Annotated in this window: 16 protein-coding genes; 7 read left to right on the forward strand and 9 right to left on the reverse strand. The window is 68.2% G+C overall.

Features of this window, described 5'->3' with window-relative positions; genetic code table 11:
• Positions 1–45: 45 nt before the first annotated feature.
• From H536_RS0120095 to H536_RS0120110, 4 genes are read left to right on the forward strand one after another with little or no spacing between them, the layout of a single operon-like run.
• Entirely contained in the window at positions 46–1,101 is a 1,056-nt protein-coding gene (locus H536_RS0120095; RefSeq protein WP_162142674.1) for a glycosyltransferase family 2 protein, read from the forward strand.
• Positions 1,091–2,176 (forward strand): acyl-CoA dehydrogenase family protein, encoded by a 1,086-nt coding sequence (locus H536_RS0120100; protein WP_024352155.1) that lies wholly within the window; start codon positions 1,091–1,093, stop codon positions 2,174–2,176. The genes H536_RS0120095 and H536_RS0120100 overlap by 11 nt, the downstream gene beginning before the upstream one ends.
• Positions 2,173–2,892 (forward strand): PIG-L deacetylase family protein, encoded by a 720-nt coding sequence (locus H536_RS0120105; RefSeq protein WP_024352156.1) that lies wholly within the window; start codon positions 2,173–2,175, stop codon positions 2,890–2,892. Before H536_RS0120100 ends, H536_RS0120105 begins: the two co-directional genes overlap by 4 nt.
• Positions 2,876–3,451: a class I SAM-dependent methyltransferase gene (locus H536_RS0120110; protein ID WP_024352157.1), complete on the forward strand. Its 576-nt coding sequence runs from the start codon at positions 2,876–2,878 to the stop codon at positions 3,449–3,451. The genes H536_RS0120105 and H536_RS0120110 overlap by 17 nt, the downstream gene beginning before the upstream one ends.
• A gap of 34 nt (positions 3,452–3,485) precedes the next feature.
• Here H536_RS0120110 and H536_RS0120115 read toward each other — a convergent pair whose 3' ends face one another.
• The 7 genes from H536_RS0120115 to H536_RS0120145 form a co-directional block, all read right to left on the reverse strand.
• Entirely contained in the window at positions 3,486–4,244 is a 759-nt protein-coding gene (locus H536_RS0120115) for an amino acid ABC transporter ATP-binding protein (protein ID WP_024352158.1), read from the reverse strand.
• Positions 4,241–4,921: an ABC transporter permease subunit gene (locus H536_RS0120120; protein WP_024352159.1), complete on the reverse strand. Its 681-nt coding sequence runs from the start codon at positions 4,919–4,921 to the stop codon at positions 4,241–4,243. Before H536_RS0120120 ends, H536_RS0120115 begins: the two co-directional genes overlap by 4 nt.
• Positions 4,922–5,050: 129 nt before the next feature.
• Positions 5,051–5,812 (reverse strand): amino acid ABC transporter substrate-binding protein, encoded by a 762-nt coding sequence (locus H536_RS0120125; RefSeq protein ID WP_024352160.1) that lies wholly within the window; start codon positions 5,810–5,812, stop codon positions 5,051–5,053.
• 187 nt (positions 5,813–5,999) lie between these two features.
• The gene (locus H536_RS0120130; RefSeq protein WP_024352161.1) at positions 6,000–7,379 is read right to left on the reverse strand and encodes a hypothetical protein; all 1,380 of its coding nucleotides are present in this window, start codon (positions 7,377–7,379) and stop codon (positions 6,000–6,002) included.
• 146 nt (positions 7,380–7,525) lie between these two features.
• On the reverse strand, positions 7,526–9,439 hold the full coding sequence (locus H536_RS0120135) for a TRAP transporter permease (protein ID WP_024352162.1): 1,914 nt from the start codon (positions 9,437–9,439) through the stop codon (positions 7,526–7,528).
• Between the two features lie 88 nt (positions 9,440–9,527).
• On the reverse strand, positions 9,528–10,487 hold the full coding sequence (locus H536_RS0120140) for a TAXI family TRAP transporter solute-binding subunit (RefSeq protein ID WP_024352163.1): 960 nt from the start codon (positions 10,485–10,487) through the stop codon (positions 9,528–9,530).
• Between the two features lie 25 nt (positions 10,488–10,512).
• Positions 10,513–11,394 (reverse strand): fumarylacetoacetate hydrolase family protein, encoded by an 882-nt coding sequence (locus H536_RS0120145; RefSeq protein ID WP_024352164.1) that lies wholly within the window; start codon positions 11,392–11,394, stop codon positions 10,513–10,515.
• Positions 11,395–11,554: 160 nt separating this feature from the next.
• Between H536_RS0120145 and H536_RS0120150 the strand changes: the two genes are divergently transcribed.
• A complete protein-coding gene (locus H536_RS0120150; protein WP_230788450.1) occupies positions 11,555–12,244 on the forward strand; it encodes a GntR family transcriptional regulator in 690 nt (229 codons plus the stop codon).
• Between the two features lie 68 nt (positions 12,245–12,312).
• Here the strand turns inward: H536_RS0120150 and H536_RS0120155 are convergent, their stop codons facing one another.
• Positions 12,313–13,011: a haloacid dehalogenase type II gene (locus tag H536_RS0120155; protein ID WP_024352166.1), complete on the reverse strand. Its 699-nt coding sequence runs from the start codon at positions 13,009–13,011 to the stop codon at positions 12,313–12,315.
• Positions 13,012–13,135: 124 nt separating this feature from the next.
• Here H536_RS0120155 and H536_RS24580 point away from each other — a divergent pair, with 124 nt between their 5' ends.
• The gene (locus tag H536_RS24580; RefSeq protein ID WP_155898572.1) at positions 13,136–13,273 is read left to right on the forward strand and encodes a hypothetical protein; all 138 of its coding nucleotides are present in this window, start codon (positions 13,136–13,138) and stop codon (positions 13,271–13,273) included.
• 58 nt (positions 13,274–13,331) lie between these two features.
• Here H536_RS24580 and H536_RS0120165 read toward each other — a convergent pair whose 3' ends face one another.
• Positions 13,332–14,846, reverse strand: a complete 1,515-nt coding sequence (locus H536_RS0120165) for a putative bifunctional diguanylate cyclase/phosphodiesterase (RefSeq protein ID WP_024352167.1) — start codon at positions 14,844–14,846, stop codon at positions 13,332–13,334.
• 298 nt (positions 14,847–15,144) lie between these two features.
• Here H536_RS0120165 and H536_RS23915 point away from each other — a divergent pair.
• The coding region (locus tag H536_RS23915; RefSeq protein WP_155898391.1) for a helix-turn-helix domain-containing protein at positions 15,145–15,393 on the forward strand (249 nt) is incomplete at its 3' end.

The raw sequence follows: 15,393 nt of genomic DNA on the forward strand, positions 1-15,393 counted from the left end.
GGCGCCCTGCGCGCCCCGTCAGGCGGCCTTGATTATCGGCCGATCGTGGCGGTCCCCGCCCGCAACGAGGAGGAGCGCCTGCCGGCGCTTCTCCGCGCGCTTGCCGAACAGTCCTGGCTTGCCGGCACCGGCCGGCAGCTCGACGTCGTCATCGTTCTCAACAACACCGACGACCGGTCGCGCGCGGCAGCGGAGGCGGCGGCGGCCGGCACCATGCTGCGGCTGCATCTGGTGGAATGCCTGTTTCCGGCGCCCTTCGCCCATGTCGGTGCGGCGCGTCGGCTGGGCATGGACCTCGCCTGCACCCTGTCGCCGGATACCGGCCGCACGATCCTGCTGACCACCGATGCCGACGCGGTGCCGGCACCCGACTGGATCGCGGCCAACCTGGCGGCGATCGAACGCGGTGCCGATCTGGTCGGCGGGCTGATCATCGGCGACCGGCGCGAAGAGGCCTTGCTCGGGCCGGCCTTTACGTCGCGCGCCAGGAATTACCTTCTCTATGCGGAATTGTGCGACCGGCTCGCCTGCCACGTCGATCCGCTGGCTCACGATCCCTGGCCGCGCCATCGCGACCATACCGGGGCGAGCTTGGCCGTACGCGCCAGCGTCTATGAGGCGGTCGCCGGCCTGCCGGCGGCGTCCTTCCGCGAGGATCTCGCCTTCGTGGCCCGCGTCCGGCAGGCCGGCTTCAGGCTGCGCCACGACCCGGCGGTGCGGGTCGAGGTCTCGGCGCGCACCCATGGCCGGGCGGCCGGCGGCATGGCCGATACGCTGGCGCAATGGGTGGCCGAGGCCGAAGCCGGGCGACCGCATCTGGTGGAGGCCCCGCAGCGCGTTCTGGCGCGGGCGATCCGCCGCAGCTTGCTGCGCGACGCGGCCCATGTCGAACCGGACGGGCTCGCGGCCATCGCGACGCGGCTCGGGCTGAAGCCCGCAGAGCTCCATGATGGCGACGGCCGGGTCCTGCCGCCGCACCTCCTGGTCGAGCGCCATGCGCCGGACGAGCCCGATGCCCCCGGCACGGTGCCGGTGCTGGATGCGATTGCGGAATTGAGAGCGTTGATCGGCGAGGATGAGGCGAGGGAACATGCTGCATAAGCTCCGGCCACAGGACGAGGCGGCGTCGCTGCGACGCGCATTGGTGGCACTGCCGCGCAGCTACGAGACGGAGGCCGAGTTCCCCCATGCGGGTTTCGCGCTGCTGTCGGGCTCGTCGCTGGCCGCTGATCCGCCGCTGGAACCCGCCGCCATCGGCGATCTCCTGCATCTCCTGGCCGAGGTGGGGCGCGGCGATCTGGGTGTCGGCCGGATCTATGAGGGGCACGTCAACGCGCTGTTGCTGATCCGTGCCTATGGCAGCGAGGCCCAGAATGCAGCGGTCCGCAATGCAGCGACTGAGGGCGCATGGCTGGGTGTCTGGAACACCGACGCGCCGGGCAAGCCGCTGACCGAGACTGACGGTGTTCTTGTCGGCGCCAAGAACTTCGCCTCCGGTGTCGATGGGCTGACCCGCGCGATCGTGACGGTGCCGGACGAGGCGGGCCGGAAGATGCTGCTGATGCCGTTGGCCGATGCGCCGGTCGACCGGTCGTGGTGGGACCCGATGGGCATGCGCGGCTCCGGCAGCCATGTCGTCGATTTCACCGGACTGAAGATCGAGGCCGGGCATCGTCTCGGTCAGCCGGGCGACTATACGCGCGAGCCTTGGTTCAGCGGCGGGGCGATCCGCTTTGCCGCGGTGCAGACCGGCGGCCTGCACGCCGTCTTCGACGTGGCGCGGGATCATCTGCTGCGCACCGACCGGGCCGGCGATCCCTATCAGGCACAGCGGCTCGCCCGCATGGGCCTGCATGTCGATGCCGCCCATGGTTGGCTGGCGCGCGGCGCAGAGGCCTGGAGCGCGGCCGCGGCCGACCCGGAGGATGCCGCAAAGGCGAGGCGCCTCGTCGCGACGGCAAACGCCGTGCGCTCGGCCGTCGAGACCGCGGCACTGGCGGTGCTGGAAGAGGCTGAGCGGGCCGTGGGCGCCGCCGGCTTCAACCGGCCGCATCCGCTGGAGCGCCTCGTCCGCGACCTGCGCACCTATCTGCGCCAGCCCAATCCCGATGGCGCTCTGCGCAATCTGGGCGATGCGATCGCCGCCGGCGACTGGCTGCCGGGAGAGGGCGCATGAGCGAGGCGCGCGATCCGCGCACTTTGACCGCCCGCAGCATCCTCATTGTCGCGCCCCATGCCGACGACGAGTCGCTTGGATGCGGCGGGCTGGCGACCATCCTCGCCAGGGACGGCCGCCAGTTCCATACGCTGTTCGTCACCGATGGCGGGGCGTCGCATCGCAATTCGGCGACATGGCCGCGGGCGGCGCTGGCCGCCAAGCGTCACCGCGAGGCCGAGGACGCGCTCGCCATTCTCGGCCTCGGCACCATGCCGCGCAGCTTTCTCGGCCTGCCCGATGCCGATCTGCCGCCGGACGGCTCGCCCGGCTGGGACGCGGCCCGCGCCCGGGTCGTCGAGATCCTCGCCGACGCCGCGCCCGATCTGGTGCTCTTGCCCTGGCGGCGCGATCCGCATTCCGACCATCGCGCGGCCTGGCATCTGGTCACACAGGCGCTGGAACAGGCGGGCCTGGCGCCTGCGCGGATGGAATATGCGATCTGGCTCGACGAACTCGGGGCGCCGGAGGATCATCCGCGTCCCGGGGAAATGCACCGGGTCTTCTTCGACATCGCCGATGTCGTCGAGATCAAGCGGGCGGCGGTGGCCGCGCATCTATCCCAGACCACGGCGCTGATCGACGATGACCCGGACGGGTTCATGCTCGACGGGGCCACCATTGCCCGGCTGACGGGCCCGATCGAAAGTTACTGGCAGGATGGCGAAGCCGATTGATCTGGACGGGTTCGAGGCGATGTTCGCCGCCGATCCCGATCCCTGGGGCTATGCCGCCTCGCCCTTCGAACAGTTCAAGCGCCGCATCCTGATGGAAGCGGTGGGCACGCGGATCTATGGCCGCGGGCTGGAACTGGCCTGCGCCAATGGCGAGAACAGCGCTGTGCTGGGCCGCAAATGCCTGCGGCTCCTGGCGCTGGACGGCTCGCCGACGGCGCTGGCCATCGCGCGAGATCGCAACCGGGCGACACCGCGCATCCGTTTCGCCGAGGCCGTGCTACCGGGCGGGATGCCTCGTGGGCCGTTCGACCTGATCGTCGTGTCGGAACTGCTCTATTATCTCGCGCCGAACGATCTGCAGGTGATGCTCGCCCGCTTGCGGGCGGCCGTCGCGCCCGGCGGGCGGATCGTGTTCCTCCACCATTTCCTTGATTTCGACGATGCGGCGACGCCGCCGGCGCTGGTCGGCGAGGCCGTCGAACGCGCCTTCGCGGCGGGCTTTGGCGTCGGCTACCGCGCCCGGACCGGCCGCTTCGTCGCTGTCGCCTTCGACCGCTGAGGCGGGTCCGGCGGGGAGCGTGTGCGGCGGGCGGTCAGTGTCCGCCGGCGGCGCCCAGCAGCGTGCCGACGAAACGGGTCGTCCTTGGATCGGTGGGCGTGCGGAAGATCGTCTCCGGCGGTCCCTCCTCGACGATCTGGCCGCCGTCGAGAAAGGCGACATGATCGGCGATCTGGGCAGCCAGCCGCAGATCGTGGGTCGCCATCAGCATCGTCATGCCCTCCTCGGCGAGGGTCCGCAGCACCTCGACGACCTCGATGGCGAGTTCCGGATCGAGGGCCGAGGTCGGCTCGTCGCACAGAAGCAGCGTCGGCGAAGCGGCGATGGCCCGCGCGATGGCCACGCGCTGCTGCTGGCCGCCCGACAGCGTCGCCGGCCAGGCATCGGCCTTGTGGGCCATGCCGACCTTTTCCAGAAGCGTCATTGCATGGCTTCGCGCCTTGGCGGCCGGCCATTTCCAGACGGTGGTGAGCCCTTCGGTCACATTGTCGGCGACCGAGCGATGCGGAAACAGCTGGAAGTTCTGGAACACCATGCCGGTCCTGCGGCGCAGCGCCAGGATCTCGGCCTGCGACGGGCGCTGGCCCGGCGCGAAGGCAACCCTCGCATCGCCGATCTCCAGCGTGCCGGCCTCGGGCATTTCCAGAAGGTTGGCAGTGCGCAGCAGCGTGCTCTTGCCGCTGCCGGACGGGCCGATCAGGGCGGTGACGCGGCCCTCGGCGATATTCAGATCGACGCCGTCGAGGACGGTGTTCTCGCCGAAACTCTTGGCGATGCCGGACAGGCGGATCATGCGCCGGACTCCAGATAGCCGCCCTGGCGCCCGAAGCGCGCCTCCAGCCGGCTCTGCAGGGCGGAGAGGACCGAGGACAGGACGAGATAGAGCAGCGCCGCCTCGACATAGAGGATGAGCGGCTCGTAGGTCGTGGCGACGATGCGCTGGGCCTGCTGGAACAGCTCCGGCACGGTGATCGCCGCGGCCAGCGAGGTGTCCTTGACCAGCGAAATGAAAGAATTCGACAACGGCGGCACGGCGACACGTATCGCCTGCGGCACGATGGTACGTTTCATCGCCTGGTTCCGGGTCATGCCGATCGCATAGGCGGCTTCCCACTGGCCCTTGTTGATGGAGGACAGGGCCGCGCGGATGATCTCCGACGTATAGGCACCGACGCTGAGGGTGAAGCCGATCAGCGCCGCCGGAAAGGCGTCGATCAGGATGCCGACGCTGGGCAGGCCGTAGAAGATGACGAAGAGCTGGACCAGCAGCGGCGTGCCGCGGATGAACCAGACATAGAAGCGGGCGATGGCGGCCAGCGGCTTCGGCCCGAACAGCCGCACGACGGCGGTCATGAAGCCGAGCGACAGGCCGAAGGCGAAGGAGAGGATCGCCAGCGGCACGGTGAAGACGAGACCCGCCCGGACCAGCGGCCAGAGCGAGTCGAGCATCAATTGCAGGGTGGGGGGCAAGGGACGGTCCGATCCTGTCGCAGCAAGCGGGCGCGGGTAACCCGGTTCCGGTGCTCGGCCGGAACCTCACCCTTCGGCGACGATGTAGGGCAGCGGCAGCGGCGGGCATCCCGCCGCCGCCGTCGAAGATCAGCGCGAGACGTCGGCGCCGAAATATTTCTGCGAGATGGTCTCGTAGGTGCCGTCGGCGCGGATCGCATCGAGCGCCTTGTCGATCTCGGCGACGAGCTCGGGATTGCCCTTCTGGACGACCACGCCGGAAGCGGCGGCCTCGGCTTCCGAGGCGACGATCTTCACCGGCGCGTCGGGCTTCTGCTTCTTGAAGTCGAGATAGGAAAGGTTGTCGTTGATCGTCGCGTCGGCGCGGCCGGTGAGGACGAGCTGGATCGACTGGTCGAAGCCTTCCGTGCCGACGAGGCTGGCGCCGGCTTCCTCGGCGATGCGGCCGTAATTGGAGGTCAGCGACTGGGCCGCCCGCTTGCCGTCGAGATCGGCGAAGCTGGCGATGTCCTCATTGTCGTCCTTCACGATGAGGACCGCCTTGGAGACGATGTAGGGCTTGGAGAAGTCGAAGCGGGCCTGCCGCTCCTCGGTGATGCCGACCTGGTTGATCACCGCGTCGTAGCGGTCGGAGGCGAGGCCGGCGATCAGGCCGTCCCACTTGCCCTCGACGAACTCGACCTCGACGCCGAGCCGCTCGGCGATCTCGCGGCCGATCTCGACATCGAAGCCAACGAGGGCGCCGGAGGCATCGTGATAGGTGAAGGGGGCATAGGTGCCCTCCGTGCCGATCCGCAGGGTGCCGGCGGACTTGATGTCCTCGAGGCTGCCGGCATGGGCGGCGGTGCCGAGGAGAAGGGCGGCGGTGAGCGTTGCGAGCGTGAGCTTCATGGGGTCATTCCTGGATTGGGAGGCGCCTGTCGCGCATTGACCGGAAACTCGGTATTCGCGGGGCTTCCATCAAGGAATGGATTGGCGCGGGGACGCCGGATCGGAGTTGGTTCTTCCCATCTTCGCCATTCGGCGCGCGCGGAGCATGGAAGCGGACGACCGGTCGCGGTCGCCCGCTCTTGCGACGTCAGCGGTTGGCGAAAAAGACGTCGTCCTGCTCGCTGCGCAGCCGGTGCAGCGTGCTCGCCGTGTCGAAGGCGACGGCGTCGCAGGTGACGATCTCGCCGGCCGCGACCGGGGCGCGCAGGGTGCGCCCGTCCATCAGGTAATAGGGCGCGGGCGCGCCGGCCCCGAGCGGCCGGGCCGGCATCAGCAGGTGATCCAGCGGCTCCATCTGGTGGCGCGCGCCGATGGCCAGCGTCTCGCCCGCGGTGAGATCGCGCCGGGCGCGGGCGACGAGGTCGTAGCGGGGCCTGACCTCGGTGCCGCCGGTCGAGCTGCCGAGCCGGGCCGCCGACAGCACCGACATCGGCGCCTCGACGCCGAGAAGATGCACCGGGTTATGGATTAGGAGATGGCGGCCGTCAGGGCTCGCCGGAATGCCCTTGCCCGCGAGGAGCCGCCCGGTTGCCGCATCGGGCGCCTCGACGATGACGAAGACGCCGCCGGCAAAGCTGAGCTCGTCCGGCCGGCGCAGGCAGTTGAACATGTCCACGACGCCGGCGCGGCCGAGAAGGCCACCGGCGGCGCGGGGCCGCATGAGATGCGGCAGTTCCACCGTGCGGGCGATGGGCGCGTGCAGTTCCGGCACGTCCGGATCAAGATCGGTGTGATTGGCGACGATGCCCATCTCGCAGAGATCGGGCACGGTGGTGCGGGCGAATTCCGCCAGTTCGCGGGGTGGGATCGCGGCGGTCGGATCGCCGGTCGCGAAGAGATCGCGAAAATGCGGCGCCGCAACCGATCGTCCCCAGGCGGTGACGGTGTCGTCGGCCGGGTTCCAGACGAAGTCGGATTCGCTGGCCTTGCCGGCGGCGACGATCTTCAGGCCGAGGAGCCGTGCCCAGCCGATCAGGCCGATCAGCAGGCTCGGCTGGTCGCCATCCACCGGCGTGTGGACCACGCCGGCCGAGGCGGCGCGCCGGGCGAGGATCGGACCGACGACGATCTCGGCTTCCTTGGTGGCGATGACGCTGTGGCGGCCATTGTCGATGGCGGCGGCGGCCGTTGCGGCAGCGCCTTCGGGATGGCCGGTCGCCTCCACCACCACGTCGAGCGGCAGCGCGGCCAGAAGCAGCGCATCGTCGACGACCGCCGTCCGGCCGGCTTCGATGGCCGCCAGCGCGGCGGCGCGCGTGTCGCACAGCGTGATGGCCTCCGCCGCGACGCCCGCCGCCAGCAGCGAGCGGCGGGCGCGGTCCATGTCGCGGTCGCAGATCGCCGGGACGACGAGCCCCGGAATATGCCGCGACTGCGCCACGAAGGTCGCGCCGAACTCGCCGGCACCGACCAGCCCGGCCCGGATTTCGCGCGCCTCGCTCCGCGCGAAAACTGCATGCAGGTTCATGGATCCCCTCCCGAAATAGATTCCCCCGCGGCCGGTCTAGGCTAGATTGTCGCAGGGCGGAAGGGTCCGGCCGCGAGACCCGGCCGGTCGCAAGCTGGCATGCCAGGCGCTGAACGACGCCCGGCGAGGCTGGCGCCGCGCCGCCGTCAGCCGGCCGCGATCCTGTTGCGGCGCGCGATGGCCGTCGGGGCAGCGGCGACGACGAGCAGGGCAAGGCCGGCCATGTCGATCCAGATGTTGGTCGGGAACATCAAGAGGCCGCCGGCAACGAGGAAGATCCCACGGCGCAGCGGTGTGACCACGCCGCCGACCGGCTCGGTGCCCTGAAGCGCGATGGCGAAGAGCACGCAGCCAAGGGCGTAGAGCGCCGTCGTGTAGGCGATGTCGAGCGGCGTGCCTTCAAGGAGCAGCTGCGGGACATAGACGAAGCTGAACGGCATCAGCACCAGCGTGGCGCCGAATTTGAGGGCCGCGAAGCCGGTCTTCATTGGCGGCGCGTCGGCGATGGCGGCACCGGCGAAGGCGGCGACGCAGACCGGCGGCGTGATGTTGGAGAGGCACGCTGCGTAGAACACTGCCAGATGCGCGGCCACCACAGGCACGCCGAGATTGATCAAAGCGGGCGCAGCGACCACCGACAGGATGATGTAGGAGCCGGTGGTGCTCGACCCCATGCCGATGATGATCGAGACGACCGTCACGAGGCAGAGCGCGACGAAGAGATTGCCGCCGGAAAAGTCGATCAGGACGGCGGAGAATTTCAGCCCGAGACCGGCCAGGACGATGCCGCCGATGATGATGCCGAGCGTGCCGATGGCCGCACCCGCCGCCGCGTTGCTGCGGGCGCCGCCGACCATGGCCTGTGCGATGGCGGTCGGTCCCATGCGGGTGTCGCGGCGCAGCCAGGACAGGGCGGCGGCCGAGACGGTGCCCCAGAAGGCGCAGAAATCGGCCGAATAGCCGGAGAACAGCAGGCCGATCACGGCGATCAGCGGCACGAAGAACTGCCAGCCCTTGGCCAGCACCGAGCGCAGGCTGGGGATTTCTTCCGCCGGCAGGCCCTTCAGGTCGAGGCGGACGGCTTCCAGATCGACCATCGACAGGAGGAAGATGAAGAACACCACGGCCGGGATGACGTTCATCAGGGCGATGGTCAGGTAGCTGGTCTCGGTGAGGGTCGCGAGGATGAAGACGCCGGCGCCCATGACCGGCGGCATGAACTGGCCGCCGGTGGAGGAGATCGCCTCGATGGCGCCGGCATCATGGTTGCGGAAGCCGGTGCGCTTCATCAGCGGAATGGTGAAGGCGCCTGTGGTCACGACATTTGCGACGGAGGAGCCGGAGATGGAGCCGAACAGCGCGGAGGTCATGACCGCGATCTTGGCCGGGCCACCGCGCCAGCGGCCGGCCAGCGCCGTGCCGAGATCCATGAAGAAGGCGCCGGCGCCCGAGCGCTCGAGAAAGGCGCCGAAGATCATGAAGGGGAAGACGAAGGTGGCGAAGGTCGCGGTGACGACGCCGAACAGCGCTTCCTGGGTGGAATAGGTGAATTCCAGGATGCGCTCGACCGACATGCCGGGATTGGCCAGGCGACCGGGCAGATATTCGCCGAAATAGAGTTGGCCGAGAAAGACGATGGCGATGATCGAGATGATCGGGCCGAGCGCCCGGCGGCTGGTCTCCAGCATAACCCCGATGGCGATGGCGCCCATCACCAGATCGGCGGTGTTGGGCGAGGAGACGCGGAACATCGCGTAGCTGACATACTGGTCGATCCAGTACCAGACGCTGGCGACGGTGGCGGCGACGAGAACGAGGTCGACGATGCTCGGGCGGTGGGACGGCGAGCCGGCGCGTGCCGGATAGAGCAGGAACACCAGCACCGAGGTCAGCATCAGATAGATGCCGCGATTGGTCTGGGTCGAGACGAGGCCGAAGCCGGAGGTGTAGAGGTAGAAGCCGGTGAAGCCCAGCGCCACCAGATTGAAGGCGAGGGCGTAGAAACCGGTCAGGGACCGGCGTGCGCCATCGACGCGCAACAGCCAGGATGCGTCCACCATCGTCTCGTCTTTTCGTGGTTGAAAGGCCCCCGCCTTCCGGTCAGCCGGAAAACGGGGGCGTCAGCAATGCGTTGACTGTGGCGGGTGGCTACTTCGCCGCGCCGCTCTCGGCGTAATAGGCGGCGGCGCCGGGATGCATCGGGGCGCCGAGCGCCTCGAAGTTCTCGACGTCGGGCTTCATCTGGGCCCAGGCCTTGTGGCCGTTGGCCAGCGCGTCCTGCCGGTCATAGGCCGAGGCCACCATCCGCTTGACCACGTCTTCCGGCACGCTCTCATGGGCGACCCAGTAGACGGTGGTATAGGGCATGTCGGTCGCCGGAACGCCCTTGTAGGTCGTCTCCGGCATCGTGCCCGTATGGTAGAAGGGATAGGTCTCGCTGATCTTGGCGAGCTGGTCCTCCTCGTAGGGCAGCACCACCACGTTGCGCGTCTCGGCCAGCTCGGTGACGGCCGCGGCCGGCGAGGAGGACTGGCAGAAGGCGTCGATCTGGCCGTTGCCCAGCGCACGGCCGGCGTCGGCGAAGGTCATCATCTGCGGCTCGACCTGATCGAGGATGCCGAGCGCCGTCAGGATGTTGGAGCAGTTGAAGACCGTGCCCGATCCCGGCGGTCCGAGCGCCACCTTCTTGCCGGCGAGATCGGCGATCGACGACAGGCCGCTGTCGGCGAGGGTGACGAAATAGGTCGGTCCCTCATAGGCCATGGCGACGCCCCGCAGCATGTCGCCCTTCTCTCCGTCCTTGAACGGGCCGGTCGGCTCCTGCGCCATGAAGACGTGGCTGCCATAGACGATGCCCATGTCGAGCTCACCCTTGATCAGCCGCTTGGCGTTCTCGGTGGAGCCGCCGGTGGTCACCTGGGTGATGTTGACGTCCGGCAGGTCCTTGCCGAGCTCGGTGCCGGCGACGCCGACCATGTAGTACATGACGCCGCCCGGATTGGAGCCGCCCCAGGCGATGCTGGTCTGGTCCTGCGCCACGGCGCCGGTTGCGAGCGATGCGGCGGCGAGCCCTGCCGCGAGCGTGCAGGCGATTGTCCTGAGTGTCATCCTGTCTTCCTCCCCATTGTTGTCGTTACTGGCGGACGGGATTCTCCAAGGTCCCGAGCCCGTCGATCGTGACCGCAACGCGGTCGCCGTCGGCGAGATAGCGCGGCGGGTCGAAGCCGATGCCGACGCCGGCGGGCGTGCCGGTGGCGATGATGTCGCCCGGCAGCAGCGTCATGGTGGCCGTCATCGTCTCGATCAGCGTCGGAATGTCGAAGATCAGATCGGCGACGCTGGCCTTCTGGCGGGTCTCGCCATTGACCGTGGTGGTGACGGTCAGCCTGGTGACGTCCGGCACCTCGTCGGCGGTGACCAGCACCGGGCCCATCGGCGCGAAGGTGTCGATGCCCTTGCCGATCACCCACTGGCTGTGATGGCGCTGCAGCTCGCGCGAGGTGACGTCGTTGATGACGACATAGCCGAAGACATAGTCCATGGCGTCGGCCTTGGAGACGCCGAAGGCGCGCTTGCCGATGACCACGCCGAGCTCGCCCTCGTAATCGACGGTGCGGGTGCGATCGAGGCCGGCCTCGATGGTCGCGCCGGGTCCGATGATCGCCGACAGCGACTTGGTGAAGATGACGGGCGCGACCGGGATGGCCTGCTTGCCGCCGGAATCGAAGCCGCTGTTGTGAAACTCGGAGGCATGCTCGCGGTAGTTCTTGCCGACGCAGAAGATGTCGCGGCGCGTCTCCGGCAGCGGCGCGAGAATGGTCACGTCGGACTGCGAGAGGCGCTCGGCGCCATTGGCCGCCTTGGTCTTCCACGCATCCAGCAGCTCCGCGTCGCCCTCGGCGATGCGCCGCACCGCAAGGCGGGCCGCCGCGCCGGTCTCGCAGACCACGATCTCGTTCCCATCCAGCAGGCCGGCGCCCGGAACACCGTCCCGTTCGAATGTCAGCAGCTTCATTTCCGCGATGCTTCCTTGTTTTATCGATAAAACATGCAAACATATGGAAAGTGACGGGTCAAGCGGCGTTGTGCCGGGAGCCCGCGGATTGCCAAGTCGGCGCAGAGCCGGCATGCGGGGCGCCAGCGAAGGAAAGGCTGCCACACTCATGGATCTGGACGTGTCGACGCGCCCCCTGAAACCGGACACCGGCATGACGCTGACCGACGCGGCCTACCGGCAGCTGCGAACCGACATCATCGCCGGGGTGCGGGCGCCGACGGAGCGGCTGCGGATCGAGCGGCTGAGCCGGATCTACGAAGTCGGGCCGACGCCGTTGCGCGAGGCGCTGCAGCGGCTGGCGGCCGACGGGCTGGTCATCGCCACCGGCAATCGCGGCTTCGCGGTGGCGCCGCTCGATGCCGACGAATTCGAGGATCTCAATACCGCCCGGACCGCCATCGAGCTGCAGATGCTGCGGATGGCGATCGAGAAGGGCGACGCGATGTGGGAATCAGGCGTCGTCGCCGCGGCCTACCGGCTGGGCAAGCTGGACGACCGGATCATGTCCGACGATCACGAGACCCTGTCGGAATGGGAGACCGCCAACCGGGACTTCCACTACGCCACGGTGTCGGCCTGCGGGTCGAAATGGCTGCTGCATGTGCGCAGCCTCCTGCACGACCAGTGCGAGCGTTACCGCCGGGCCTCGGTCGACCTGAAGCGCCACGAGCGCGATCTGGCCGAGGAACATCGGCAGATCGCCGCGGCGGTTCTGGAACGCGATGCCGACCGGGCCAGCGATCTGGTGGCGGCGCATTTCGAGCGCACGACGCGGTTCCTGGTGCAGGTGCTCGGCGCGCGGGCATGATCCTGCCGCGGGGCAGGGCGGTATGGACTTGCGGCGACAGCCAGCGCGCGGCCTTGGCCCCTTAGACCTCAGCCCTTCGGCGCGAAGCGCTGGATGATGGCGTCAGCGATCGCGCCGAGATCGGCAGCGACGATGTCGGGCCTTGGTGTTTCGGGCGCGTGCAGCACGGCGTTGCCGGGCCGGGTGACGAGCGCGCCGTAACAGCCGGCAGCCTGCGCGCCGATCGTATCCCAGACATGACAGGCGACGAGGCAGAGATCGCCGGTGGCAACGCCATGCGCCTCGGCGACGAGGCGATAGGTCTCGGGCGCCGGCTTGAACCGGCCGACGCTGTCGACGCTGTGGGATGCCTCGAAGAACTCTGCGATGCCAGCCTTGTCCAGCGGGGTCGGCGCGGCCGACGGCGGCGAATTGGTCAGGGTGACGAGGCGAAAGCCGGCGTCGCGCAGCTTCGCCAGCGCCGGGGCGACGTCGGGATGGGCCGGCATGCTGCCGATCCGCCGGCGCAGTTCGGCGACATCGTCATCGCCGACGGCGACATTCCGGGTCTCCCCGACCATGCGGATGACGCCCGCTGCGATTTCCCCGAAGGGCGTGTAGCGGCCCGACAGGGTCAGCGTCTGGGAATAGAGAACGAGCTGGGCGAACCATTCACGCATCACCGCCGCATCGCCGAAGACCCGTTCGAACAACGGCTCCAGCGTGGTGATGTCGAGCAGCGTCTCGTTGACGTCGAAGACGATGATCGGCGGAACCCGGCTGATCATGGCGAAACGCTCCCTGGTCGGCGCCGATCCTCACCGGATCGGCATCCCTTCTAGATGGGCGCTCCCTTGCAACATCCAGCCCGGCACCTGATCTGCGTCACAACCGGACACAAGGATTGCGATCATGATGCAGGACAATGAAATGATGATGGATTCCGGCCCGATGGGCTGGATGATGGGCGGCATGGGGATCGGCGCGGTGCTGGTGCTCGCCGTCCTGGTGCTGGGGGTCTTCGCCCTCGTCAAATATCTGCGGAGCTGACGACGCCGGCACGCAGCTGCGGCCGACCTGATCGGGCGTCCGACGCGGGATCGCCCGGTCAGGCCGCCTCGGTCGCGCGGATCCTGACGGGGCCGCCGCGATCCAGCATCGCCTGGATGTCGGACCATGGCTGGGGCCGGGCGAAGTAATAGCCCTGCAAGAGCTTGCAGCCGGCGGTGCTGGCCAGCAGCATCTGTTCGGCGGTCTCCACGCCTTCCGCGACGATGGCGAGCCCCATGGCGTTGGCGACGCTGGCAAGGGCGGTGATGAGCACGTTGTCGGCCTCGCTGTCCCCCAGCTTGACCACGAAGCTGCGGTCGATCTTGATCGAATCGATCGGGAAGGCGCGGAGGTACGAAAAGCCGCTGTAGCCGGTGCCGAAATCGTCGAGCGAAATGCGCAGGCCGAGGGCGCGCAGCGCGGCGAGACGGCGAATGACGCCGTCATTGGCGTTCATGGCGACGGATTCGGTGATCTCGATGACGATGCGCCTTGCCGGCATGCCGGTTTCGGCCAGCACGCGTTCGACCATCGTCACGACGTCGTCGCGCTTGAGCTGGCTGGCGGAGAAATTGACGCCGATGGACAATCGGTCCGTTTCGGCGCCATCCCGGCAGGCGCGGCGGAACACCCATTCGCCGAGCAGGTCGATGAGCAGCGATTGTTCGGCAATGGGGATGAAGTCCACCGGCGGAATGATACCACGCGACGGATGGCGCCAGCGCACCAGCGCCTCGCAGCCATGCAGCTTGCCCTCGGCGGTGACGATCGGCTGATAGGCGAGTTCCAGCTCGTTCAAAAGGATCGCGGCGCGCAGCTCGCGCTCGATATAGCGGGTGTGCTTCTGGTCCCGGAGCATCTCGTTTTCGAACAGGGTCGCCTGGGCACGGCCGTTCCGCTTGCTCTGGTAGAGCGCGAGGTCGGCATATTGCATCAGCTCGTCGAACAGGGCGGTGTCGCCCGGGCCGAAGGCGATGCCGATCGAGGCCGACAGGTTCAGCGGTCGGCCGGCGTGATAGGCGGTGTGGTCGAGCGCGATCAGGAAGCTCTCGGCCAGCCGGGTGGCCGCTTCGGGCGAGGCGCATTCGGTCAGCAGCGCAAATTCGTCGCCGCCGACCCGGCCGATGAGGCTGCCGGGGAAGACGCGTCGGGCGACCGTCGCCAGATGACGCAAGGCGGCATCGCCCATGTCGTGTCCGTAGGCGTCGTTGATCTGCTTGAGATAATCCATGTCGACGAGGAGGAGCGCGTAGCCGCCGGATGGGGGCGCGATCTTGAGCTGCGCTCCGCAACGGATGATGAAAACCCGGCGGGTCAGTGTCCTGGTGACGCCGTCGCGCTCGTGGATCAGCGCATTCTGGCGGTCCGTGGCGTCCTTCTGGCGAACCAGTTCGGTCTCGAGGCGATGCTGCCGGCATGCCCAGAACAGGGCGATGACGGCGACCGCGGTCGTCGCGGCGAGGATCCGGGTATGCCAGAGATCCTCGCTGCCGGCGCCGGTGAGCCCCAGAACGGACAGGCCGATGATGGCGAGAAGCCAACCCACCATCGAATAATGGCTGATCCGCATCATGGCGCGAGGGTCGCGAAAACCGGACAATTCATTACCCTGACAGTTGCATTTGCGACTTTGTGCAGGACGAACTCATAAGACCGGGTAAACAGTTTGTGATGACCTCATGACAGTTCACGTTCGGTGAATCGTTCCTTATCGGCCCGCCCTGTCTGCCGGACGTCCGTCGCGCGGTTTCTACCGGCGGCCGCCGCGCAACCGTTGGTTCTTCAGGCTAGAGCGTCCGGTAATAAGTGTGAATCGGATGGTTCCGCTTGGCCGCGTATTCTGATTCCTTGCGTGCGGGAGGATACGCACCATGGGAAGATCGGTTTCATCGGACTTGCGGCTTCGGATAGTTCGTGGTGTTGCGGCTGGCGAGACGCGGCGTGCGGCGGCGGCGCGGCTTCAGGTTGCGCCATCGACCGCGGTGAGAGTTCAGGCCCGTTACGCCCGCACGGGTTCCGTGGAGCCGGCCAAACAGGGTCGTCCTGCTGGATCTGGCAAGCTCGGGCCGCATCGGCTCGCCATCGTCGAGAAGGTGAAGGCCAGACCCGACATCACCATG

The sequence above is a fragment of the Aurantimonas coralicida DSM 14790 genome, from assembly GCF_000421645.1.
GTDB classification, from domain to species: Bacteria; Pseudomonadota; Alphaproteobacteria; order Rhizobiales; family Rhizobiaceae; genus Aurantimonas; species Aurantimonas coralicida.